This window comes from Thalassotalea fusca, assembly GCF_053485835.1.
In genome coordinates, this window is sequence record NZ_JBQRUN010000002.1 from 388543 (window position 1) to 414350 (window position 25808).

Genomic DNA, 25808 nt, shown 5'->3' on the forward strand with positions numbered 1-25808 from the left:
CGCCGTTTTTTGCGGTGGTAATTGTTAAGATTATATTCTTCTTTTCGGAGGTTAAATTGACTAAATCTGCCATTTTAGTGCTTGAAGACGGCACTGTATTTAAAGGTACCGCAATTGGTGCAGAAGGGGCGGCTGTTGGGGAAGTAGTTTTCAATACTTCAATGACAGGTTACCAAGAAATTCTTACTGATCCCTCGTACGCAGAACAAATTATTACCCTCACTTATCCTCATATTGGCAATACAGGTACAAACGCTGAAGACGAAGAGTCTGGCACTATCTGGGCTAAAGGGTTAGTGATTCGCGATTTACCTCTTTTGGCAAGTAACTTCAGAAATGAAGAAAATTTAAGTGAATATTTAGTGCGTAACAATATCTTAGGTATTGCTGACATTGACACACGTAAATTGACTCGTATTTTACGAGAAAAAGGTGCGCAAAACGGTTGTATCTTAGCGGGAGAGAGTATCGACGAAGCGGCGGCACTCGCTCAAGCGAAAGACTTTCCAGGTCTTAAAGGAATGGACTTAGCAAAAGTTGTTTCTACTAAAGAAAGCTATGAGTGGACTGACGGCAGCTGGCAGTTAGGTTCTGGCCATGTTTCTCCAGAAAAGTTAGATTTTCACGTGGTTGCATACGATTTTGGTGCTAAACGCAATATTTTACGTATGTTGGTTGACCGTGGTTGTCGTTTAACGGTAGTTCCTGCTCAAACGCCTGCAGAAGAAGTGTTAGCAATGAACCCTGACGGTATCTTCTTATCAAATGGACCTGGTGATCCAGAGCCATGTGACTACGCAATTAGTGCGATTAAGACGTTTTTAGAAACCGATTTACCAATTTTTGGTATATGTTTGGGTCACCAACTTCTTGGCTTAGCAAGTGGTGCTGGTACCGTTAAAATGAAATTTGGTCATCATGGTGCTAACCACCCAGTTAAAGATTATGACCGAAATGTGGTAATGATCACGTCACAAAACCACGGTTTTGCCGTTGACGAAGATACATTACCTGAAACATTGAAAGTGACGCATAAATCATTGTTCGATGGTTCGTTGCAAGGTATTCACCGCACAGACAAACCTGCATTTAGTTTCCAAGGGCATCCAGAAGCGAGCCCAGGACCACACGATGCTGCACCATTATTCGACCACTTTATTGACTTAATCAAAGCGCGCAAAGCTTAAGCACAGAGAGACTATTTACTATGCCAAAACGTACTGACATAAAAAGTATTTTAATCTTAGGTGCAGGTCCAATCGTAATTGGACAGGCGTGTGAGTTCGATTATTCAGGTGCACAAGCGTGTAAAGCGCTGCGTGAAGAAGGTTACCGTGTTATTTTGGTTAACTCGAATCCTGCGACAATCATGACCGACCCAGAAATGGCTGATGCTACCTACATTGAGCCGATTCATTGGGAAGTGGTTCGTAAGATTATCGAAAAAGAGCGCCCAGATGCTGTATTGCCAACTATGGGGGGTCAAACGGCGCTTAACTGTGCGCTTGACTTAGAAAAGCACGGTGTATTGAAAGAATTCAATGTTGAAATGATTGGCGCTACGGCGGACGCGATTGATAAAGCGGAAGATCGTGATCGTTTTGACAAAGCAATGAAAGCAATCGGTTTAGAAACACCTCGTGCTGAAATTGTGCATACAATGGAAGAAGCACTAGACACTTCTACACGCATTGGTTTCCCATGTATTATTCGCCCGTCTTTTACAATGGGTGGCACTGGTGGTGGTATCGCCTATAACCGTGAAGAGTTTGAAGAAATCTGTACTCGTGGATTAGATCTTTCGCCAACTAATGAATTATTAATCGATGAATCATTAATTGGATGGAAAGAGTACGAGATGGAAGTTGTTCGTGACAAAAACGACAACTGTATCATCATCTGTTCAATCGAAAACTTTGACCCTATGGGTATTCACACAGGTGACTCAATAACAGTTGCACCTGCTCAAACGTTGACAGATAAAGAATACCAAATCATGCGTAACGCTTCGCTAGCCGTTTTGCGTGAGATTGGCGTTGAAACGGGTGGTTCAAACGTACAATTTGGTGTGTGTCCTAATACTGGCCGTATGGTTATCATTGAGATGAACCCACGTGTTTCACGTTCATCAGCACTAGCGTCTAAAGCAACAGGTTTCCCTATTGCTAAAATTGCAGCGAAGCTTGCGATTGGTTTTACCCTTGATGAGCTACAAAATGATATCACTGGTGGTGCAACACCAGCATCGTTTGAGCCGACAATTGACTACGTAGTAACTAAGATCCCTCGTTTTAACTTTGAGAAATTTGCTGGCTCTGAAGATCGTTTAACCACGCAAATGAAATCAGTGGGCGAGGTGATGGCAATTGGTCGTAACCAGCAAGAATCAATGCAAAAAGCGTTACGCGGATTGGAAGTTGGAGCATCAGGCTTTGATCCTATGGTTGATTTGAATGACCCTGAAGCGCGTTCAACAATTATGCATGAATTACAAGAAGCTGGTGCAGAGCGAATTTGGTATATCGGTGATGCATTCCGTATGGGCATGACGCTTGATGAAGTGTTTAATGCCACTAAAATTGACCGTTGGTTCCTAGTTCAGATTCAAGATCTAATTCAGGAAGAGCAAAAACTTGCTGATGGTGGCATGGCGAGTTTAACGGCAAGCTACCTACGTAAATTGAAACGTAAAGGTTTTGCTGATGCACGTTTAGCTGAGATTATTGGTGTAAGTGAAGCAGAGATTCGTAAAAAGCGTCATGCTGCAGACATTCACCCTGTTTACAAGCGTGTTGATACTTGCGCAGCGGAATTTAAATCAGATACGGCTTACATGTATTCTACTTACGATGAAGAGTGTGAAGCAGCACCATCTGATAAAGAAAAAATCATGATTATCGGTGGTGGTCCAAACCGTATTGGTCAAGGCATCGAATTTGACTACTGTTGTGTACATGCTGCACTAGCTTTGCGTGATGACGGTTATGAAACGATCATGGTTAACTGTAACCCTGAAACAGTTTCAACTGATTATGACACATCAGATCGTTTATATTTTGAGCCAATCACATTTGAAGATGTATTAGAAATTGTAAACCTTGAAAAGCCAAAAGGTGTAATCGTTCAGTACGGTGGTCAAACACCACTTAAACTAGCACGTGCACTGGAAGCTGCTGGCGTACCAATTATTGGTACTTCACCTGATGCGATTGACCGTGCAGAAGACCGTGAGCGCTTCCAGCAAGCGGTTGAACGTTTAGGCTTATTACAACCTGAAAATGCAACGGTTACTTCGCTCGAAGAAGCAGTAACTGAAGCGGCTAAAATTGGTTATCCGTTAGTTGTACGTCCTTCCTACGTACTAGGTGGCCGTGCAATGGAAATCGTATACGATGAGCAAGACTTACGTCGTTACATGAACGAAGCGGTAAGCGTATCTAACGATTCACCTGTATTGCTTGACCATTTCCTTGACGATGCGATTGAAGTAGATATTGACGCAATTTGTGATGGTGAAAATGTCGTTATTGGCGGCATTATGCAACACATTGAGCAGGCGGGTGTTCACTCTGGTGACTCAGCATGTTCATTACCTGCTTATAGCTTATCTCAAGAAATTCAAGATGTTATGCGTGAACAGGTAACTAAGCTTGCATTTGAGTTGGGCGTAATTGGCCTAATGAACACGCAAATGGCGGTTAAAGATGGCGAGGTTTACTTGATTGAAGTTAACCCGCGTGCTGCCCGTACTGTACCATTTGTTTCGAAAGCGACTTCAGTGCCATTGGCAAAAGTTGCTGCTCGTGTAATGTCAGGCAAGTCATTGACTGAACAAGGTATTACTAAGGAAACGATTCCGCCATTCTTCTCGGTTAAAGAAGTGGTTATTCCATTTAACAAGTTCCACGGTAGTGACCCATTGGTAGGCCCTGAAATGCGTTCGACTGGTGAAGTTATGGGCGTTGGCGACACGTTTGAAGAAGCTTACGCCAAAGCTAACCTAGGCGCTGGTGTTACTGTTCCTAAGTCTGGCCGTGCATTAATCTCTGTTCGTAACAGTGATAAAGAGCGTGTTGTATCGCTAGCAAAACAACTGGTTGAATTAGGTTATGAGTTAGATGCTACACATGGCACAGCGGTTGAGTTAGGTGAAGCAGGGATACCATGTCGCTTGGTGAATAAGGTTCACGAAGGTCGTCCACATATTCTTGATAGAATCAAGAACGGCGAGTATAGCTACATTGTTAACACAACCGAAGGTCGTAAAGCGATTGAAGACTCAAAAGTTTTACGTGGTGGCGCGTTACGTTATAAAGTAGCTTATACTACAACACTTAACGCTGCGTTTGCCGCTTGTCAGGCTCACGCTGCAGATGACCGTAATAAAGTCACATCGATTCAGGAACTTCATAAGCGTTGTTAGTGTGAGTCGATAAACAATGTTTTGTCGATAGCAAACAGTTTTGTTATGCTATTGGCAAAGACAAGTAAATTTATTAAAGGTGGTCCATTGGCCACCTTTAATTATTTAGGATAAGAAGAGAATAATGAATCAATATCCCATGACGGTACAAGGTGCCGAAGCACTAAAAGCAGAGTTAAATCATTTAAAATCAGTAAAGCGCCCGCAAATCATCGAAGCAATTGCTGAAGCGAGAGAGCATGGTGATTTAAAAGAAAACGCTGAATACCATGCAGCACGCGAGCAGCAAGGCTTTTGTGAGGGAAGAATTCAAGATATCGAAGGCAAATTGGGTAATGCTCAAATTATTGATGTCACTAAAATACCAAACACAGGTAAAGTGATTTTTGGTGTTACGGTAACGTTGTTGAACATTGAAACTGACGAAGAAGTAACGTATCAAATCGTTGGTGACGATGAAGCGGATATCAAGAACAACCGTATCTCAATTAATTCACCAATTGCTCGCGGTTTAATCGGTAAAAATGTTGATACAGAAATAGAAATTAAAACGCCTCGTGGTCCAGTGGAATACGAAGTGATTGCTGTTGAGCATAAGTAATTTCAGTATTATTTAGTAAGAAGGCGCGTTTAGCGCCTTTTTTCATAGTGTGATTCTTATTTATACTAATGGTATTACAAAGGACGAAAGGAACCTGAATGTTACGTGCTGTTGCATTGCTCTTATTGGTTGTTAGTAAAGTTGTTATCGCTAAGGATATCGTGGTTTACCCTTGGACGGGTGAAAGCAATGCCAAATTTGAACAACACTTTGTTGGTTTACTTGATCTTGCATTAAGCAAGACAAATGAAACTTTTGGTGCGTATGAAATACGTCGTTTAGATTTTATTTTTAATCAAGGGCGTGTGATTGAGTTTCTCAAGAACAACAAAAAGCTATCTGTGGCCTGGACCGTGACAAATATTCAGCGTGAAGTGGACTTATTACCAATTAGAGTGCCTCTGATGAAGGGGTTAGGGGGATGTAGAGTCGGACTAATCAGAAAAGACGAACAAGTATTATTTGATGAAATATCTTCACATGCGCTGTTAAAATCTGTCCCGATCGGCCAAGGACACGACTGGCCTGACGCGGATATTCTGATAGCCAATAACTACAAAGTAGTGTTGGGCCACATTCACACTGGCTTGTTTAGCATGCTGGCTCATAAGCGGTTTGATTTATTCTTACGTTCAATTTTTGAAGCAGTGCATGAAGAGACATTGTATCCCGATCTGGAGATAGAAAAACGTTTCGTGTTCTACTATCCTGCGCCATTCTATTTTTTTGTTTCGCGAGAAAACAAGCGACTTGCCAATAGATTATTGGAAGGTTTTCGTATTGCGCAACAAGACGGAAGCTTATCGAAGTTCTATGATGAGAGTGAATTGATACAGGGAGCTAAAAAAGAACTGAGTCAATCTAAGCGGGAATTCATATTACTGAATAATCCCAACATTAGCCAAGAAACCACAGAGGTGATGGCTAATGAGGATTATCAGTTGTGTCGAGAATTCACGAAAGCATACTAAAGCTTAGGAATGTGAATTTTCTTTTCGTCAGATTGGCGGTAAATAATTAACGTTTTGCCGATTACTTGCACTTTAGTCGCGCTTGTTTCTCTGCAGATAGCTTCAACGATAAGACCTTTTACTTCACGATCATCAGTAGGAATTTTTACTTTGATCAATTCATGGTGATTCAGGGCATAGTCGATTTCAGCAATTACGGCTTCAGTCAGGCCATTACTGCCAAGTAAAACAATGGGTTTAAGTGAGTGGGCAAGGCCTTTTAAGTGTTGAATTTGTTTTTTATTTAAAGTCATTAACAATTTTCGTTACAAGTTAGCTTGAATTAACACTATTTTACCCTTATCTACTCTGTAATACTAATGTTGTTTATGAATGATGTCTGAAAATTCGGCAAGTGTATAAATAGCCATCACTCCTCATGAATGATGTCCAAATTATTAAAAAGCGAATAAATGAGTAAAAAGAAGTTAACAAATAGTAGTGCGCGTTGGATGCAAGAGCATTTTGACGATGAATATGTAAAAAAGGCGCAAAAATTAGGGCTGAGGTCTCGTGCCGTTTTTAAGATTGAAGAAATCAACGAAAAAGACAATTTAATAAAGCCGGGGATGAAGGTAGTCGATTTAGGCGCTGCACCTGGTGGTTGGTCTGAATATGCAGTAAAAGCCGTTGGTGAAAGTGGTCAAGTGGTTGCATGTGATATTTTGTCTATGGACCCAATCGCCGGCGTTGATTTTCTTCAGGGTGATTTCAGAGAAGAAGCCGTACTTGAAGCACTACTCGACAAAATCAATGGTAAAAACATCGATGTGGTCATGTCTGATATGGCTGCCAACTTCACAGGCAATGATACGGCAGATTCTGCGCGTAGTATGTATTTAGTTGAATTAGCACTGGATATGTGTAATCAGGTGCTAAAGAAAAATGGTTCATTTGTCGTTAAAGTGTTCCAAGGAGAGGGGTTTGACGCCTTTATGAAAGACGTTAAACAAATGTTTTCTGTAGTAAAGACGAGAAAGCCCAAATCATCACGTGCGCGATCTAGAGAAGTTTATCTAGTGGCGACGGGCTTTAAATTGTAGTAAATTAGATGTTATCTATACATCGCACCAGTTAGCAATATAGCAAGAGGTCATTAAGTTGAGCGATATGGCAAAAAATCTTATTTTATGGTTAGTGATAGCCGTTGTTCTTATGTCTGTTTTTCAGAGCTTTACTCCGGGACAGAACAATGAACAACTAATGGACTACACTCGGTTTGTACAAGATTTAAGACAAGGACAAATTAGAGAAGTTACGGTAGACAATTCAGTTATTAGCGGTGTTAAGCGTAGTGGTGAAGCATTTACGACCTTAATTCCAGGTACTTACGATCGTGATTTAATTAATGATCTCGTTAAGTATGGCGTGAAGGCGAAAGGCAAGGCACCTGAAGAGCAGAGTATTTTAACCACGTTATTTATTTCTTGGTTCCCAATGTTGCTGCTAATTGGTATTTGGATTTTCTTCATGAGACAAATGCAAGGCGGTGGCGGCAAAGGCGCTATGTCGTTCGGTAAGAGCAAAGCTCGCCTGTTAAGTGAAGACCAAATTAAAACGACATTTGCTGATGTTGCTGGTTGTGATGAAGCGAAAGAAGAAGTGTCAGAATTGGTGGATTACTTAAAAGATCCTTCAAGATTCCAAAAACTTGGCGGCCGCATTCCTTCTGGTGTGTTAATGGTGGGTCAACCTGGAACAGGTAAAACGTTACTAGCAAAAGCAATCGCTGGTGAAGCAAAAGTACCTTTCTTTACAATTTCTGGTTCAGACTTTGTTGAAATGTTTGTTGGTGTAGGTGCTTCTCGTGTACGTGACATGTTTGAACAAGCGAAGAAATCTGCGCCTTGTATCATATTTATCGATGAGATTGATGCAGTAGGTCGCCAACGTGGTGCTGGTTTAGGTGGTGGACACGATGAACGTGAACAAACATTGAACCAAATGCTAGTTGAAATGGACGGATTTGAAGGTAACGAAGGGGTTATCGTGATTGCTGCGACTAACCGCCCAGACGTGCTTGATCCAGCATTATTAAGACCTGGTCGATTTGACCGTCAAGTAACGGTTGGTTTGCCTGATATTCGTGGTCGTGAACAGATTCTTAAAGTACATATGCGTAAAGTGCCTTTAGGAGATGACGTAAAAGCGTCAGTTATTGCACGTGGCACGCCAGGATTCTCTGGCGCAGACTTAGCTAACTTGGTTAATGAAGCTGCGCTATTTGCTGCACGTGGTTCACGTCGACTTGTATCGATGGAAGAGTTTGAAAAGGCGAAAGACAAGATCCTAATGGGAGCTGAGCGTAAGTCGATGGTAATGAGCGAGTCAGAAAAAGAAATGACAGCCTACCATGAAGCAGGTCACGCTATTGTTGGTCGTTTAGTGCCTGAGCATGATCCAGTGTACAAAGTGAGTATTATTCCTCGTGGCCGTGCACTTGGTGTGACGATGTACTTACCTGAGCAAGATCGCTTTAGCCATAGTAAGCAGCATTTAGAAAGTAATATTTCGTCATTATATGGTGGTCGTATTGCTGAAGAACTTATTTATGGTCCAGAAAAAGTGTCTACGGGCGCCTCTAACGATATTGAACGCGCAACGAATTTAGCGCGCAAGATGGTAACGCAATGGGGTCTATCTGAGAAAATGGGACCAATGTTGTTTGCTGAAGAAGAAGGTGAAGTTTTCTTAGGACGTACTACGGCTAAGTCACTTCATATGTCTGATGAAACAGCAAAAGCTATCGACGAAGAAATCAAAGAGTTTGTAGAACGTAACTACAACCGTGCAGAGCAAATTCTTAAAGATAATATGGATATTCTTCATTCTATGAAGGATGCATTAATGAAGTATGAAACAATTGATGCAAAACAAATAGATGACTTAATGGCACGACGTGAAGTAAGACCGCCAGCAGACGGTGGAAACACCAATTCAGATTCAAATGAACCACCTAAATCTGAAGCGAAAGTTGAGCCAGATTTAAACAATCCTAGCGATATCCCCGCAAAATAGGATAGAATAACTAAAGCCTCGTTAATCGAGGCTTTTTTGTTATTAAAGAATCCTATATATTTCACAGCATACAAATAAAATAAAATCGCTAATATGACATTAGACAACACATTGCCTCAGGTTATGGGGATATTAAATGTTACCCCAGATTCCTTTTCAGATGGCGGCAAACATCAAACACTAGATGCAGCTATTGAACAAGCCGATATAATGATCAAGCAGGGCGCGTCTATTATTGATATCGGTGGCGAATCTACGCGACCAGGTGCTCAAGATGTTTTGACTGACGAAGAGATAGAACGTGTAGTACCCGTACTTGAAGCGATAAAATCGCGTTTTGATATCAAAGTCTCTATCGATACCAGTAAAGCTGAGGTTATGACTGCTGCGCTTAGTAGCGGAGCAGATATTATTAATGATGTAAGAGCGTTGCAAAATGATGGCTGTTTAGAAGTAATGGCAAATAGCCATGTTCCTGTGTGCTTAATGCATATGCAGGGCATGCCAAGAACAATGCAACAAAACCCAACATACGACGACGTAGTAGGCGATATTCAACAATTCTTTGAAGAACGAATTCAAGCCTGTATAAATGCTGGGATAAGTAAGTCGCGCCTCATTCTCGATCCTGGCTTTGGTTTTGGTAAAACGTTAGAACAAAACTACGCGTTACTTGCTCGGTTGTCAGAATTTCAAAGTTTTGGTTTGCCTATTTTGTCAGGCACTTCACGCAAATCTATGATTGGTAATTTACTTCAACGCGCACCCGATGAAAGGTTGGCTGGCAGTTTGGCAACGGTATTACTTGCTGCACAGCAAGGTGCATCTATTATTCGCGTTCACGATGTTCAAGAAACTGTGGATGTTTTAAAAGTGTTGAATGCAACACAAAACAATAAATAACAAGATACTGACAAGGAGACAATAATGTCAGAAAGAAAGTATTTCGGTACTGATGGTGTACGTGGTTTGGTAGGCCAATATCCTATTACTCCTGACTTTGTCATGAAGTTAGGGTATGCAGCAGGAAAAGTGTTGGCTGCACAGGGCACGAAAAAAGTGTTAATTGGCAAAGATACCCGTATTTCAGGTTATATGCTTGAATCTGCACTAGAAGCTGGGTTTTCCGCTGCGGGCGTAGACATTGGTTTACTTGGTCCTATGCCAACACCTGGTATCGCTTATCTGACGAAAACGTTTAGAGCAGAAGCGGGTATTGTGATCAGTGCCTCTCATAATCCGTACTACGATAATGGCATCAAGTTTTTCTCTCAAGACGGTTCTAAGTTACCTGATGACGTTGAACTAGCGATTGAAGCCGAGTTAGACAAAGAAATGAGCTGTGTGGATTCAGCTAAATTGGGTAAAGCGACGCGTATTGACGATGCAGCTGGTCGCTATATTGAATTTTGTAAGAGTAATTTCCCGAGCCACTATTCATTAAAAGGCTTAAAGCTTGTTGTCGATTGTGCGCATGGTGCAACGTATCATATTGCTCCTAACGTATTCAGAGAGCTAGGGGCTGAAGTTATTGTGATTGGTGCATCTCCTAATGGTACTAACATTAATGACGGTGTTGGTGCGACTTCTATGGATGCTATTTCAAAGGCAGTTGTTGAACATCAAGCCGATTTAGGCATTGCTTTAGATGGTGACGGCGATCGTTTAATGATGGTCGATCATACAGGCTACGTAGTCGACGGTGATGAGTGTGTTTATGTTATTGCGTGTAACGATCTTAAAGCCGGTAAAATTCGTGGCGGTGTTGTTGGCACACTTATGAGTAACATGGGGCTTGAGCTTGCATTAGCTGATATGGGCGTGCCATTTGCGCGAAGTAAAGTGGGCGACCGTTATGTTATGGAAATGCTAAAAGAAAATAGCTGGCAGCTAGGTGCTGAAAATTCAGGCCATGTAATCAATCTTAAGCATACTTCAACAGGTGACGGTATAATTGCGGCACTAAACGTGTTAACAGCGGTATGTCGCTCAGAAAAGTCGTTATACGAACTCCGTCAAGGTATGAACAAGCTTCCACAAGTATTGGTCAATGTACGCTTTTCGGGTGATTCAGATCCGCTCAAAGATGACAATGTGGTTGGTGCAGTACATCGTGTAAACGAAAAACTCACCGGACGAGGTCGTGTATTGTTAAGAAAGTCAGGCACTGAACCGTTAATTCGAGTCATGGTTGAAGGACCTGAAGTTGAAGAAGTCACCGAATTGGCTAATGAAATAGCAGAAGCCGTAAAACTTGCGTGCTAAGTGATTGAAATATGAGCAAACGATAAAGTTATTAAGCGAAATGCTTGTAACTTTATCGCGAGTTCGATAATATCTCGCCGCTTCAATTAAGGAATGACAAATGAATAGACGTTTTATAGTTGCTGCAAACTGGAAAATGAATGGAAACTTATCACTTGTAGATAGCATGATCGATAAGCTTTCTTCAATCAACATTGCTGACAGTGTAGATGTGGTAGTTTGTCCTAGTTTTCCTTATTTAGGTTTGTTTTCTGCAAAAGCAGAACATAAAAACCTAAATGAACGCGTATTTCTGGGCGCACAAAACGCTAGCGAATACGAAAAGGGTGCTTATACCGGCGAAGTCTCGACAAATATGTTAGAGGAAATGAATGTTAACTATGTTATAGTTGGCCATTCTGAAAGACGTAGCATCTTTAAAGAAACAAGCACTCACGTTGCAGATAAAGTTAAACAGGTTTTATCGGCAGGCTTAACACCCATTTTATGTGTTGGTGAAAGTGAAGCAGAGCGAGCTGCAGAGCAAACTGAAATAGTTTTAGCCGCTCAGTTACAACCGGTTGTTGATGCAATTGGTATTGAAAGTTTTAAGCGTGTTGTTGTTGCGTACGAGCCTGTTTGGGCTATCGGTACTGGCAAAACAGCATCGCCAGAAATGGCACAAGAAACTCATCGTTTCATTCGTCATTTCTTAGCTCAATTAGATAGTGAAATTGCAGAAGGCATTTCATTATTGTATGGCGGTAGCGTTAATGGCGCTAACTGTAATGAATTGTTCGCACAGCCAGATATAGACGGTGGTCTTATTGGTGGTGCGAGTTTGAAAGTTGACGAATTCGCAGAAATTTGTTCAACCTATAAAGGATAAGACATAATGTTGTATCAAGTTTTAATCATCATTTACGTACTTGTTGCGCTTTGCTTAATCGGTTTAGTGTTAATTCAACAAGGTAAAGGTGCTGATATGGGCGCATCATTTGGTGCAGGTTCTTCAGCAACTATTTTCGGTTCAAGTGGTTCAGGTAACTTCCTAACTAAGGCAACAACTTGGTTGGCCATCGCATTCTTCGCGATCAGCTTAGTGCTTGGTAACTTAACGGCTAACCGTGTAAAAGCAACTGACGAGTGGAATGATTTAGCAACGCCAGTTGAACAAACAATTCCTGCTGACGACGTGCCTACTGATAGTGCTGAGCCTCAAGCAGCAGCGAACGATGACGTTCCAGTATCAACAGAAACTGAGCAAGATAATACGTCAGACGTTCCAAACTAAAAGTTTCGCGGATGTGGTGGAATTGGTAGACACGCCATCTTGAGGGGGTGGTGCTTCACGGCGTGCGGGTTCAAGTCCCGCCATCCGCACCAAATTACGAATAAAGGGCTGTAGAAATACAGCCCTTTTTTTGTGCTATTTTGTCGTTCGTAAATTGTGCCGTCTTTTAATAGATGGTTTCCGCTAAAATAATTTCTCCAATTTAATCACAGCTATGATTTTTGAGCTCAGCCAATATCACGCGGCATCGAAACTAAAGTATCGCTGAGGTATTGAATGGTTAGCTAAATTAATTGTGTCTCACTGTGTTCTTGTAAGTAGCAAGCATCTAGGGGGTAATAGCGTTAACAAATAGCTATATATTCGATGAAGTTTTGTATAAAAAATGTAATTTAAATGGTTTGCCTTATTAATATAGTTTTAATTTTTTTACCTACTGATTTCATAAACTTAAGATTAATGGCTATCATTCTTCACTCTAAGCTATTGTAAACAAATGATTATTTTATTTTCGTTGTTTCCTTGAAATAGCGACACTCTCAACTAACCTTGTTGATGTGGTTTTAGCCACACAAATCATTTAAATAGATATGGAGAATCCAAATGACAACAATTGCAATGCCTCAAGAAAAAGAACTGATTAACCAAGTGAATAAGAATTGGGTTGAACTGACTAAAATGCTGAATGGTGAAAAACACAGCTTTAAGTTTTTACCAACTAGCAAGGGGCAAGATCCGGAAGTTGAAGCGTTGCTTACAGAGCAACAAGGTGTATGGAAAAAAACTTCAAAAGGAAACGTTGAAAATAAGAAAAGTTCACTAGAAGAACAAGGAAATGCTTATAAAGATGGAAATACACAAGAAGCAACAAGTGGCTGGAAAAACATTCTTGATAAAATGAACGCAGAATCAAAAGCTGCAAACGAAAAATTTGTAAGTAATTTACAATCTAGTTCCTCAAATATGTCTCCTGCACAACAAACTGCACTTCAGCAATTAGCGATGGCTGCTATCGGTCCTATGATGGGGATTTATAGCAAAGTACTTAACTTCTTGAGTGATGCTTGGAATGCAATAGTTTCTGCTGTTGAGTCTGTGATTAATGCTGTAACTGGTGCCATCAAAAGTGCTGTAGGTGCTATTGAGAGTATTTTTTAAGACCGCTAAAGCGTAACCTCCCGTTATGTTTGTAAGCCGGAGCAGTTATTTCCGGCTTTTTTGTATTTGTTTATAGGATATTAACAATGAAACAAAAGCTTATTATTTCAAACTTGTCTGTTCTTAATCATAAATATGTATCTGAAATTGGCTTAATTGAAAAGTCGCTAAACGCACTGATCAAAGCGGATAACCAAAGAGGTATTGATTCTCAGGTAATTTATCTTGACGATAGCGCGAAAATGCAAGGATTTAAAGCGCCTGTGGTTACTAACTCGCAAGATGAGAAACAAAATAAAGACGCTATTACCGCACTGGTAGCAGCATTAAAGCCCGCTAGTGTTACGATCTTAGGTGGTCCAGAAGTAGTGCCATTTCAACGATTAGAAAACCCTATGACAACGGATGGAGATGACGCCGTACCGTCCGATTTACCTTACGCATGCAGTGAACCATTTAGCGAAAAAATTACCGACTTTTTAAAACCGGTTGTTGCGATTACAAGATTGCCTGACGTGATCAAAGCAACTAAAGCAACGGCATTGCTTAATGCACTAGATACGGCAATTAATTCAGTACCTCAAAAGAAATCTCATTATGATAATTACTTAGCCATTTCGGCAAAAGTTTGGCAAGGTTCAACGGCTGAAAGCGTAACGCATATATTTGGTAATGATGATGAACTCCAATACTGCCCACCAGAAAATAACGACTGGTCTGATAGTCAACTTGGGGCACCTTGTCATTTTATCAACTGTCATGGCGCAGACCACGATCAACAATGGTATGGACAACAAGGGTTAAATTATCCAGTGGCTCTTTCTGTAGATAAGCTTGCCGGAAAGAGTGCAGAGTTCGCAATTGTTGCGGCGGAATGTTGTTATGGGGCACAACTTTATGCTGTTAATGGACAATCAGGCTTGTGTAATTGCTATTTAGAAAACAAAGCGTCAACGTTTTGCGGAAGTACGAATATTGCTTATGGCCCAGCAAGTGGTCAAGGGCAAGCCGATTATATTGCTCAGTTTTATGTTAACGCATTGAGACAAGGTCATGATTTAGCTGATGCGATGTTAATTGCCAGACAGCAATTTATTCATCAAAGTTCACCGCTAACACCAGCAGATTTAAAAACAATTGCACAATTCGTTTGTTATGGGGATTCAACAGTAGCACCTGTTATAGCTGATAAAGCTAGGGCTAAGGCTAAAGCTTTTGATTTAACAGAGTCTAATATTGCTTACTATAGTGTGAGTAAATCTATGGCAATGCCAGATGTGGTAAAAGATGAAATTTATGCCATTACTGAAAAGTTAGGCATAAAATCGGAACCTGTTGTTCACAGCGGTCAACTCAATGTAGTGCAAGAAAGTGTAACGGCCAAAAATTTGCGACCTGCACGACAACATAATTTTCACTCTATTATTTATACTAATGTAGAAAGGGTCGCTGTAGGACAAGTGAGTAATGTTGTATTACATATAGTTGAGGAGCAAGGTAAAGTGGTTAAAAAAGACATACTTTACTCGAAGGGTTAATTAATGAAAGTTACTGGTTTTTTAGAAAAGATTAACTATGCACCAGGTTCTAAAAGTGAGAATTTGGCTGTAGTAATAAACATAGATTACTGTGATGGTACTACAGAAGCATTAAATTTTAAGAAACCTTATTTAATCAGAAAAATAGGTGCTAACCCTTTTCAAAATACTGAGTTTGATGCGGCTATCGGACATAAAATTGAAGCTGAAGCTGAGGTAACAGAAAACTCAGTATTAGTTAAGGATTGGCATCTATTGGAATAAGGATATTGATGATGGATGTTATTACTGAACAAAAATTGAAGTGGAATGATTTACTGTTGTATTTGCAGGGAAAAAAATCTATTTCTGTTGCAGATGAGAAGTCTACTATTACATTACACGCTGACACAAAAAAAATGCTTGATGGTTATTTGGAAGCTTGGAAAAATGAAGTATGTCAAATGATTCAAAAAGCAAAACCTAAGCTTATTGAGCATGGTGAGCTAGTTCGAGAACAACAAACTAAAAATATTGACGAAGGCTGGTTAAATTTACTCAACCAAATGAACGCACAGTGTAGTAAAGCTAATGAAAAGTTCATTAATAGTTTGGAAACACACTCTAAACGGCTAGATAAGAATGAGCAAAAGAATTTACAACAGGTTGTGTTGACGCTTATTCCTAAAATGAATCAGGCATATACCAACGCGCTTGATGGGATTGCCAATGCTTTTGGTGACATATTTAGCTCAGCTAATAGCGTTGTCACTGTTTTAAGTGACGCCGTAAACGATGCCATTAGTGTGATCACAGGGCTATTTGGTTAGAACTAACCCTGATTAGATAATACCAATCCGTATAAAGAATTGCCCACTTAGAATGACATGGGCGACATTAGAACAAACGAAATAAGTGTAGATATAGTTGCTCTACATTAAGCTTATTTTGTGCAGTTATCATGTTGCCCATGCATTCCCAAAGGGCGAGTTTTAAAGGCTTATATGCTGCGTTATTGATTTTATCAAGGTTCCCACATGGATGTGGGACATTAGGGCAACGCAGGACGCAGTTGCCGAGAATAACCATTCTTAGCAATCAATGCCTTGCCTCTAAACCTTTAAATTCTCGCTAAGTGAGCAATCTCTTATGCGGATTGGTATAAGGTAGTGATTAAGCTACCTTATCTTTGCTTTATTGTATCTAGTGTTTGGGTAATGAACATTAAACATTTTGATAGGCTAAGCAAGCATTTTTGAATTTGATCAGCAACGTCAAGTTCACTTCTAAGGCTAAACTCTTGTTTTAACGATACAAGATAGCCGTAAGCATCGATACATAAATCACGATGAATCGTCAACTCTTGTTCATTCATACTTGTTTGATTTGTTTGTAATTTTATAGCGTCATTAAGTATCTTCATCCAATCCAATTCAAACACTATATTAGTAACATTAAACTGCGACATCTTAATTCACCAATATAATTAGTTCTGTTCAATATTTAGTTTAACAAAATTAGGGAGGCTTTCCCAAAAATAGGCCGCTTTACTTGTTAAGTTGATTGGTTGTTTGCTACCTGTTTTGCAGAGCTTATTACTTTTTTATCGAGCGATTGTGCATCTTGTAAGTCGCTTCTAATCTCATTGCATCACCACGATTGTTTTCATCTTGAAGCTGGACAATGAATTAGCTAGCGAATTAGGTCTTTGTTAATTAATGAAATTAAAAATTAATCAGAATATACGCTAGAAAATTACTAATATTATTTGTATACTGTAAAAATATACAGGTGTTTATATGAATAATTTAATAGACTTACTTCAGCATCAACAACTCGTTTGGCAGGGCACAAGAAAAATGTCTGTGCGGGATGTTGATGCTACAGGTTATAGCGAGATAGACCAACGCCTTGACGGGGGCTTTCAAAAAGGGGTAACAGAAATACAAGCCAATTATGGTATTGGCGAACTTCGTGTTTTGCTACCCGTATTAAAGCGTGCTGTTACTGAAGAGCGATTAATTGTGTTTATTTCGCCACCGGGTATTGTTGGTGCTCAGGCGTTAATAGCGCAGGGCTTTGCATTAGATAAAGTGATTGTTGTGTATCCTGATAAGCAGCAAGAAGCACTGTGGGCGGCTGAACAATGTCTTCGTAGTGGTGTTTGCCACAGTGTTGTTATGTGGACAGACAGCGCGTTAGAAGTTCACCAAATTAAGCGATTACAAGTGGCGAGTGAGGTAGGGTGTAGTCACCAGTTTATTTTACGTACGAAGAAGGCTGAATCACTTTCACTGCCTTTTGATTTGAGCTTGTCATTACGTCCTCATGCTCAGGGATTGTCGGTTCGAGTGAATAAACGTAAAGGCGGTTGGCCTACCGATAGCTTTATTGTGAATATGGTTGAACAGTGGCCGTCATTGACGCTACAACCTGCACCCAACAATTTGATTCATTTTCCAAGTGCCAATGTAGGTTAAGTATGGCGCTGTGGCTTTATCTTCATTTTCCGTCATTGCAGCTTGATGCTATGTATCAGCAAGCTGATGCTCAGACATACCCATTGATTATTGTCCATGATAAACAGAATGAAGTTGTTCAATTAAATCAATTGGCAGCTAATGAAGGGATAAAAGTTGGTATGGGGCTAGGCACTGCTTCTTCGCTTTGTGCTGAGCTTCAGGTGAAACCTTATGATCAAATGGTTGAGAATAAGGTATTAAAACGTATTGCACATTGGCTGTATTCGGTAACCGCTGATATCGCCTTATATCCTCCCAACGGCTTATTGATTGGCGCTAGTAGCATGCTGAGTTTACATCACAATTTGGCTGAATATTGGCGCGTGTTATCTCAGCATTTAGAATGTTTGGGGTTTAGCTACCAATATGCGACAGGCTATTCGCCGTACGCCGCACGTATACTGGCAAGGCAAGGGTTAAATCGAATTTCAGCAGATAAAAATTGGCTTATTGAACAGATAAAAAAGCAGCCTTTGGCCAGTGCTGATTTAGATAAAAGAGTGGTGTCTCGTTTGCGTAAAGTCGGCATACATACGTTTTCTGAACTATTATCCTTATCGCTTCCTCAATTATCTAAACGCTTTAGTTTGGACGTTGTTAATTACATAGGTCAATTAACAGGGCATATTCGGCACCATGTGACTTTTTATATACCACCGGAACATTTCGAACAGTATTTAGAGCTATATCATGAAGTCTCGAATAGTCAGTATTTAGAAAAGCCCTTACTGAAGTTGTATAAACTGTTGGAGCACTATTTACGGTTAAAAGACAAAACTGCCAGTGAGCTTATCGTCGTTTTGCATCAACGTGATTGTGACGATTTAAGCTTATCGATAATTGCCGCACAAGGAGAATATAAAGCTGAGAAATGGTTACAGCTTTCAACGCTTCAGTTGGAGTCTGTTGTGCTTAATGCGCCAGTGATTGGGATCACTTTAAAAGCGCAACGTATACTCAATAAATATGTGCAACATACTGACTTATTTCAGGGGGAAAAAGGACAGCAATCACCAGAAGAATTAGTTGCAATACTTACGGCTAAACTTGGCCAAAATCGCGTAAAAGGCGTACAGGTTGTACAAGATCACAGGCCTGAGGTAGCAAACCAGCTAGGTGAACCATTGTCGACATATACTTCACAGTGTATGGATAAAAAATTGCGTCCTAGCCTGTTGTTTTCATCTCCTGTACCGCTTCATGAACAAATCACGTTAATGCCCTATCCAGAAAGAGTAATAACGGGCTGGTGGGACAACCATCAAGTTATTAGAGACTATTTCATTGGCAGAACAGAGAGTGGCCGATGGCTGTGGTTGTTTAAAGACCATAACCAGCAATGGTTTGTGCATGGGGTGTTTAGTTGATGAGCTATAGTGAACTATTCTGCCAAAGTAACTTCTCTTTTCTGCAAGGTGCATCCCACCCGGAAGAGTTAGTTATCCAAGCTAACTTTTTAGGTTATCAAGCAATTGCGATAACCGATGAGTGCTCGGTCGCTGGGGTTGTACGCGCTTATGCGGCTATCAAAGAGCATTCATTAGCAATCAAGTTAATTGTGGGGAGCGTGTTTTGGCTAAATGACGAGTTACAATTTGTATTATTGTGTCCGAATCGTAAGGCCTACGCAGAGCTGTGCCGCGTTATTACGAATGCGAGAAGGCGTAGTGAAAAAGGCAGTTACAATCTTCAGGAATGGGATGTTATTTCACTTAAACATTGCTTCGTTATTTGGCTACCAACAGGGCGTTCAAGCGATGCACATTGGGGACATTGGCTGAATAAATATCATCAAGGACGACTTTGGCTGGGGACGCAAAGACGATTGCTCAACAATGATCAGCAGTATATTCAGCATAACCTGTTACTCGCTAAGCAAATGGCGTTACCTATTACTGCGTGTGGTGGTGTGTTATTTCATAACGCGAATCGTTTGTCATTACAACATACCTTAACGGCGATCAGAGTGGGAAAACCGATCAGTGAGTTGGGCTATGAGTGTCTTGCCAATGCAGAGCGTTCGCTACGTTCTATTGCCAAGTTAACCAAACTATTTGAACGGCAATGGTTGATAGAGTCTCTTGAAATCACTGAACGGTGCGAGTTTGATTTAAAAGAGCTCAAATATGAATATCCCGCTGAACTTGTGCCTAAAGCTAAAACGCCAATGGGACATTTACGCGCGCTTGTTGCTCAGGGAATTAAACGTCGTTTTCCTGAAGGAATTAAACCAGATATGCAGCAAACCATTGAAAAGGAATTGACGTTAATTGAGGAGTTAGATTATCCCTACTATTTCCTTACTATTCATGATGTGGTGATGTTTGCTAAGCAGCAGGGAATTTTGTATCAGGGAAGGGGATCCGCTGCCAACTCAATTGTTTGTTACTGCTTAGAAATAACTTCTGTTGATCCGCGGCAAATAAGTGTGTTGTTTGAACGCTTTATTAGTAAAGAGCGCGATGAACCCCCTGATATTGATGTTGATTTTGAGCATGAACGTAGGGAAGAAGTTATTCAGTATATTTATCAAAAGTATGGAAGAGAGCGTACCGCAATCGCTGCTACAGTGATAACTTATCGACTAAAAAGTGCCATTCGACAAGTAGGCAAAGCACTGGGTCTCAATGTGACTCAGCTAGAATTTTTTATTAAAAATATCAATCGCCGTGATAAAGAGCTAGATTGGCAATCACAAGTGATTGAACTTGGCTTGAACCCTCACTCAATGAAAGGGCAGCAATTTATTAACTTGGTGAATGAAATAAAAGGTTTTCCGCGCCATTTATCGCAACATGTTGGCGGTTTTGTCATTTCTGCAGGCCCTTTATATGAGCTTGTGCCTGTGGAAAATGCAAGTATGGCAGACAGAACGGTGATTCAATGGGATAAAGATGATCTGGAGTCATTAGGGCTACTTAAAGTAGATGTACTCGCATTAGGTATGCTAAGTGCGATACGAAAGTGCTTTGCCTTGATTAAACATCATTATAATCGTTCACTTACAATAGCTAATATTACCCGATTAAATGATGATCCACTTGTTTATGCAATGATCCAAAAGGCCGATACCGTTGGCGTGTTTCAAATAGAATCGCGTGCTCAAATGAGCATGCTGCCTAGGCTCAAGCCTGCGAATTATTATGATTTAGTGATACAAATTGCCATTGTTCGTCCAGGTCCAATTCAAGGGGATATGGTGCATCCCTTTCTAAAGCGACGCGATGGCTCTGAAGCAATAGAATACCCATCAAATGAAGTAAAAGGGGTGCTCGAGCGAACCTTAGGTGTGCCTATTTTTCAGGAGCAAGTGATTAAACTAGCCATGGTAGCCGCTGGTTTTAGTGGCGGCGAGGCCGATCAGTTACGTCGGGCAATGGCCAGCTGGAAAAAGAACGGTAAATTGATGCAATTCAAAACGAAGTTAGTTGATGGCATGAAAGCACGAGGCTATAAAATTGAGTTTGCAGAACAAATTTTCAATCAAATACTGGGGTTTGGTGAATATGGTTTTCCGGAAAGTCATTCAGCTTCTTTTGCGGTGCTTGCATATGCTTCTGCGTGGCTAAAGTATTACTATCCTGCATTATTTTATACCTCTTTGTTAAATAGTTTGCCGATGGGTTTTTATTCAGCTTCTCAGCTTATTCAGGATGCAAAGCGTCATAATATAGCCATACTTCCCGTTTGCGTGAATCAGTCCAGCTATGATCATATGGTAGTAGATGAGCAAAATGACAAGGCGATACGTTTAGGCTTACGCATTATTAATGGCTTTTCTAAACAAGCGGCTGAGTTACTGATAGCACAAAGGCCAGCTGACGGCTTTCAAACTGTCAGTGATGTGAAGCGATTAGGAATTAATCGTTTTGTGATTGAGCAACTGGCGAGTGCCAATGCTTTTCATTCTATTTCGGGAAATCGTTATCATACTCGCTGGCAAATTATGAATACGGAAGACGAAATCGCTTTATTTTCTGCAAATGGCTGTGCTGAACAAGAGGCTTTTGATTTTAACCCGAGTGAGTTGGAAACATTAACAGAAGATTATGCGTCGACAGGGCTTACATTGAATAAACATCCCATTACTTTGATGGCTGACGCAGGCAAGCTCGGCAAGTTCACGCGTATGGTGGAGCTACAAGAAAAACAGCATAAGTCCTTCGTTACCGTAGTCGGTGTGGTTACAGGGAAACAAGCACCCGGTACTGCATCAGGGGTGACTTTTGTGACGTTAGAAGATGACACTGGCAATATTAATGTGGTTGTTTGGTCTGCTACATCCAGAGCGCAAAAAGAACCCTTTATGACCGCTAAAATATTAATGGTTAAAGGAATACTGGAGAGAGAAGGAGAAGTAACTCATGTAATAGCTGGTAAGCTGACTGATTTAACCAATGAACTCGAAACTCTCAATACGCAATCTCGGGATTTTCATTAACGCTTCGTTGCAATCACTGGAATGAATTTGGCACGAATTACAAATAAACTCGCTCTGGCTATTCCTTACCGTATTAGCTTCGCATATGCTATGCCTAGGAATATTATAAAAATAACTGACTTATAACCCACGCATGCCGACTATTTTAATCGTAGAAGACGACGAGCACATCAGAACAATGGTGCAGTATATTCTGGAAAAAGAATCATACTCAGTTACCGCAGTATCAAGCGCAGAAGATGCTTTGGCTGCGTGTGAACACAATATGCCTGATTTGATTCTGTTAGATATTGAACTACCGGGCATGAACGGTTACGAGTTTTGTGATCAGTTACAAAAACAATATATCAATTTACCGATCATTATCATGCTTACAGATCTAGCGGATGTCGATGACATCGAAAAAGGTCTTTCAGAAATTGCCGATGATTACATTGCAAAGCCATTCAATCCTAGACTGCTTGTAGCGCGCATTAAAGCAAGTTTGAGGAGACACGATTCTACACTGCAATCAAAACCGAAAAACATAATAGCGTATAGTGGTATCAATGTTGATGGCGACTCCAGAACGGTAATAGTTGATGAAGAGTGTGTGCTTTTACAAAAAATGGAGTTTGATATTTTAAGGCTCTTAGTTAATTCACCTGACAGAGTCTTTTCCCGAGATGAACTGATATCATTGAGTAAAGGTGATAACTATTACATAACAGATCGCGCCATTGATAATCAGATCTACAAACTTCGCAAGAAACTAGGTAATAAAGGAAGCTTGATAAAAACTGTCTCTGGCATTGGATACAAACTAAGCGGCATGTGATTATTGGTGCTGTGGCAGCCAAACACTAAACGTACTGCCTTTATTCAACATACTGTCAACGCTGATATAACCTTTGTAGGCGTCTACAATGCTGTAGCACATTGCTAGACCCAAACCGGTTCCCCCTGATTGATGTTTTGTTGTGTAATATGGTTCAAATATCTTTTGTTGGTGTTCAGCAGAAATACCACAACCTGAATCGCTAAAGGTAATAATAAACCCTTGTCGGTCATGATATTCGCAATGCTTGATATCGACATTTAACTCACCACCTGATTTCATCGCTTGAAATGCATTGGTTACCAGATTTAAGAACACTTGATAAAGCTTGGTTGAATCGGCAATAGCTGGGTAAGTGTCGGTATTACTAAAGTGTTTTCTAACTAATATGTTATCCGGCTGCATTGGCTCTATCGAAACTAATAACTCGGATAGTTCATTTTTTAAATCAAGCACTTCATCATTCTTTTGGTGAAATTGTTGGTTACCGATTGCTCGCAATTGTTGTGTTAAGCGCTTTGCTCTCGTAGATGAGGCCAATACTTGGTTTAGTGCGTACTGGGATTCTTCTTTATTTTTGGCTGTAACTGCCATTTCGGTGTAGCCGATTATCGATGTTAGGATGTTATTAAAATCATGACCAACTCCTGTAGCTAAAGTACCAATAGCCGCAAACTTATTTTTTTTATGAAGTTGTTCTTCGAGAACTTTTTGTTCTTGGTATAGCGCAAGGCCTCTGCGAAATATCGACAGCAATGTTAATAACAATAGCAGCAGTATGTACGCAAACGCATCGGCATTTTGGTAGCTGCTATTGGTGCTGACTATTGGTGCTCCCATGTTGTCTACCAATGTCTTAATGGGGGCCATGCTTTCGGTTCGCCAATAGTCGAGTGCAATAATCTCAACCAACACGAGTGCAATGATAAATTGCACGCGTCTAATATTAGCTAAATCAAAAGGCTTTTCGACACTCACCGTTTTTAGCATTTGACGAAAAGTGCCTAAAATTGTGAGAAACAGCACAATCGTTATTAAAGATAATCCTGTTCGAGTAAGCCAATATGTTGTTAAGTTGTCGCTTAGTCCAGGCACACGCAGATCGATTGATAACCCGGAGACATTAGTTGCTAAAATCGATTGAGGCTCACCACCTAATCCAAATAACATGGCACTACCTAAAGGCCACCAAGTTAAGAAATCGAGACCGTAAAAATACACGCCTAGTAAATTGATTACATTGATAATACCAACCGCGGAAACGAGATAAAAAACAAAGGTCAGGAAATAGGGCATCTTAATTATTATTCTTATAGTTGATGTTTTTCTAAATAACAGAATATCTCTGTTGATGACAAAAAAGTGACAATTTGTCGATTTTACGGTGAAAATCATTCTATACAATTCCCTCCATAAACTAAATAACTCAATAAATTAAGTAGTTTAGATTTAGCGAGTTTCCAATTGGAGAGGTAGAACAACATGACGAAATTAATTCACTCAAGTACTCACGGTATTTTCAAACCCTTAGTCAGTGCAATTGTGTTTGGCTTGTCGATTAATTGTACTAACGTCGCGGCAAACGAATCTGGGCAAATTGACAAAGCATTCAATAGCCACAATGTTGTGCGGGCGATAGCTGACAAATTGGCGCAAGAATATGTGTTCCCCGAAAAAGGAAAGCAGTTATCTGAGCAATTGCTGAAGCATGTTGAAATAGAGAAGTTTAATAGCGTCACTCAAGGCGACGAATTTGCTAGATTGCTAACTGAAAAGCTGCAGGAACTTTCACAAGATAAGCATTTACAGGTTGAATACAATGCGCATCCAGTGCCTGCGGATGATCCCAATGCTGAAGCGGACAAGGGAGCATTTGAACTTGAAATGTGGCAAGCGCAAAACTTCGGCTTTGAAAAAATTGAACGCCTTCCATTTAACATTGGCTACTTTAAGCTAAGCGCTTTTGGTCCAACTGAGCATGTTGGTAAGCTATTAGCATCAACGATGACCTTATTGAGTAATTCTGATGCACTGATCATTGATCTATGTGGTAACTTTGGTGGAGAAGAGCAAACTGTTCAATTACTACTTAGTTATTTCTTTGAGCAACCAACGCATACGTTAACAATGATTACGCCTAAAGAAAATATGGCCGTTCAACATTGGACAACCACTTATGTAGAAGGGCCAAGATATAATGAAAATAAGGAAGTGATCATACTGGTAGATAAAAATACAGTTTCAGCAGCAGAAGATTTTAGCTATGCGATGAAGCACTTTAAGCGCGCTACTATAGTCGGTGAGCAAACAGGTGGCGCAGCAAACTCGGGTGACTTTGTTGCGATTACCGACCACTTTAGTATGTTTTTGCCTACCGCCAGAGGTGTTAGCCCTGTTACGCAAACAAATTGGGAGAAAACAGGCGTGACTCCTGACGTGAAGAGCACGAGTGATGAAGCATTAAATGAGGCGCAAATGCAATATTTGACTAATTTATTAGCAAAGGAAGCCAGCGAACGACGAAAACAACGCATTTCTGCAAGATTATCATCGCTAAAAGGGTAAAGCTAAAGGCCTGTAGCCCCAAAAGGTTAATGCCTACAAGGATGTAGGTACTTAGCGTGAGCAGGACGCGGGAGCTGTGCCTACAAGGATGTAGGTACTTAGCGTGAGCAGGACGCGGAAGCTGTGCCTATAAGATATAACATCAGTTTATAGGGTGCGAAAATCTATTTCATGTTTATCTACTGCTATTCGTTGCAT

22 protein-coding genes and 1 tRNA gene are annotated in these 25808 nt (G+C 40.5%); 20 read left to right on the top strand and 3 right to left on the bottom strand.

The annotated features are described in order from the left end of the window. Positions 1-56: 56 nt before the first annotated feature. The 4 genes from carA to ACSLUK_RS03995 all read left to right on the top strand — a co-directional run bounded on the left by carA (position 57) and on the right by ACSLUK_RS03995 (position 5995). Positions 57-1187 (top strand): glutamine-hydrolyzing carbamoyl-phosphate synthase small subunit, encoded by a 1131-nt coding sequence (gene carA, locus ACSLUK_RS03980; protein WP_448547220.1) that lies wholly within the window; start codon positions 57-59, stop codon positions 1185-1187. A 20-nt stretch (positions 1188-1207) separates the two neighbouring features. Then, entirely contained in the window at positions 1208-4423 is a 3216-nt protein-coding gene (gene carB, locus ACSLUK_RS03985; protein ID WP_448547221.1) for a carbamoyl-phosphate synthase large subunit, read from the top strand. Positions 4424-4547: 124 nt separating this feature from the next. Then, on the top strand, positions 4548-5024 hold the full coding sequence (gene greA, locus ACSLUK_RS03990) for a transcription elongation factor GreA (RefSeq protein WP_448547222.1): 477 nt from the start codon (positions 4548-4550) through the stop codon (positions 5022-5024). Positions 5025-5122: 98 nt separating this feature from the next. Then, positions 5123-5995 carry a hypothetical protein gene (locus ACSLUK_RS03995; protein WP_448547223.1) on the top strand — a complete coding sequence of 291 codons (873 nt, stop codon included), beginning with the start codon at positions 5123-5125 and terminating at the stop codon, positions 5993-5995. On the opposite strand, the gene yhbY is transcribed toward ACSLUK_RS03995, so the two are convergent. Beyond that, a complete protein-coding gene (yhbY, locus tag ACSLUK_RS04000) occupies positions 5992-6288 on the bottom strand; it encodes a ribosome assembly RNA-binding protein YhbY (RefSeq protein ID WP_448547224.1) in 297 nt (98 codons plus the stop codon). The genes ACSLUK_RS03995 and yhbY overlap by 4 nt on opposite strands. Positions 6289-6447: 159 nt before the next feature. Here yhbY and rlmE point away from each other — a divergent pair, with 159 nt between their 5' ends. From rlmE to ACSLUK_RS04055, 11 genes are all read left to right on the top strand, one after another. Continuing rightward, positions 6448-7077 (top strand): 23S rRNA (uridine(2552)-2'-O)-methyltransferase RlmE, encoded by a 630-nt coding sequence (rlmE, locus tag ACSLUK_RS04005; protein ID WP_448547225.1) that lies wholly within the window; start codon positions 6448-6450, stop codon positions 7075-7077. Positions 7078-7135: 58 nt separating this feature from the next. Continuing rightward, positions 7136-9052, top strand: coding sequence for an ATP-dependent zinc metalloprotease FtsH (gene ftsH, locus ACSLUK_RS04010; protein WP_448547226.1), 1917 nt, complete (start codon positions 7136-7138; stop codon positions 9050-9052). A 93-nt stretch (positions 9053-9145) separates the two neighbouring features. Then, positions 9146-9955, top strand: coding sequence for a dihydropteroate synthase (gene folP, locus ACSLUK_RS04015; protein WP_448547227.1), 810 nt, complete (start codon positions 9146-9148; stop codon positions 9953-9955). Between the two features lie 24 nt (positions 9956-9979). Then, complete coding sequence (gene glmM, locus ACSLUK_RS04020; RefSeq protein WP_448547228.1) at positions 9980-11317, top strand: phosphoglucosamine mutase; 1338 nt, start codon at positions 9980-9982, stop codon at positions 11315-11317. A 100-nt stretch (positions 11318-11417) separates the two neighbouring features. Then, positions 11418-12185: a triose-phosphate isomerase gene (tpiA, locus tag ACSLUK_RS04025; RefSeq protein WP_448547229.1), complete on the top strand. Its 768-nt coding sequence runs from the start codon at positions 11418-11420 to the stop codon at positions 12183-12185. Positions 12186-12191: 6 nt separating this feature from the next. After that, positions 12192-12590: a preprotein translocase subunit SecG gene (secG, locus tag ACSLUK_RS04030; RefSeq protein WP_448547230.1), complete on the top strand. Its 399-nt coding sequence runs from the start codon at positions 12192-12194 to the stop codon at positions 12588-12590. 7 nt (positions 12591-12597) lie between these two features. Further along, positions 12598-12682 (top strand) — tRNA-Leu (locus tag ACSLUK_RS04035). 511 nt (positions 12683-13193) lie between these two features. After that, positions 13194-13748, top strand: a complete 555-nt coding sequence (locus tag ACSLUK_RS04040; protein ID WP_448547231.1) for a hypothetical protein — start codon at positions 13194-13196, stop codon at positions 13746-13748. An 86-nt stretch (positions 13749-13834) separates the two neighbouring features. Continuing rightward, positions 13835-15286: a hypothetical protein gene (locus ACSLUK_RS04045; protein WP_448547232.1), complete on the top strand. Its 1452-nt coding sequence runs from the start codon at positions 13835-13837 to the stop codon at positions 15284-15286. 3 nt (positions 15287-15289) lie between these two features. Then, entirely contained in the window at positions 15290-15550 is a 261-nt protein-coding gene (locus ACSLUK_RS04050; RefSeq protein WP_448547233.1) for a hypothetical protein, read from the top strand. 8 nt (positions 15551-15558) lie between these two features. Further along, positions 15559-16095: a hypothetical protein gene (locus ACSLUK_RS04055; protein ID WP_448547234.1), complete on the top strand. Its 537-nt coding sequence runs from the start codon at positions 15559-15561 to the stop codon at positions 16093-16095. Between the two features lie 353 nt (positions 16096-16448). Here the strand turns inward: ACSLUK_RS04055 and ACSLUK_RS04060 are convergent, their stop codons facing one another. After that, positions 16449-16733 carry a hypothetical protein gene (locus ACSLUK_RS04060; RefSeq protein ID WP_448547235.1) on the bottom strand — a complete coding sequence of 95 codons (285 nt, stop codon included), beginning with the start codon at positions 16731-16733 and terminating at the stop codon, positions 16449-16451. Positions 16734-17064: 331 nt separating this feature from the next. Between ACSLUK_RS04060 and imuA the strand changes: the two genes are divergently transcribed. From imuA to ACSLUK_RS04080, 4 genes are all read left to right on the top strand, one after another. After that, positions 17065-17745, top strand: a complete 681-nt coding sequence (gene imuA / locus ACSLUK_RS04065) for a translesion DNA synthesis-associated protein ImuA (RefSeq protein WP_448547236.1) — start codon at positions 17065-17067, stop codon at positions 17743-17745. A 2-nt stretch (positions 17746-17747) separates the two neighbouring features. Next, positions 17748-19154 (top strand): Y-family DNA polymerase, encoded by a 1407-nt coding sequence (locus ACSLUK_RS04070; RefSeq protein ID WP_448547237.1) that lies wholly within the window; start codon positions 17748-17750, stop codon positions 19152-19154. Continuing rightward, entirely contained in the window at positions 19154-22228 is a 3075-nt protein-coding gene (locus ACSLUK_RS04075; protein WP_448547238.1) for an error-prone DNA polymerase, read from the top strand. The genes ACSLUK_RS04070 and ACSLUK_RS04075 overlap by 1 nt, the downstream gene beginning before the upstream one ends. Before the next feature lie 133 nt (positions 22229-22361). Next, entirely contained in the window at positions 22362-23045 is a 684-nt protein-coding gene (locus ACSLUK_RS04080) for a response regulator transcription factor (RefSeq protein WP_448547239.1), read from the top strand. On the opposite strand, the gene ACSLUK_RS04085 is transcribed toward ACSLUK_RS04080, so the two are convergent. Then, the gene (locus ACSLUK_RS04085; RefSeq protein ID WP_448547240.1) at positions 23046-24341 is read right to left on the bottom strand and encodes a sensor histidine kinase; all 1296 of its coding nucleotides are present in this window, start codon (positions 24339-24341) and stop codon (positions 23046-23048) included. 186 nt (positions 24342-24527) lie between these two features. Here ACSLUK_RS04085 and ACSLUK_RS04090 point away from each other — a divergent pair, with 186 nt between their 5' ends. Continuing rightward, the gene (locus ACSLUK_RS04090; protein ID WP_448547241.1) at positions 24528-25610 is read left to right on the top strand and encodes a S41 family peptidase; all 1083 of its coding nucleotides are present in this window, start codon (positions 24528-24530) and stop codon (positions 25608-25610) included. The last annotated feature ends 198 nt before the right edge of the window (positions 25611-25808 follow it).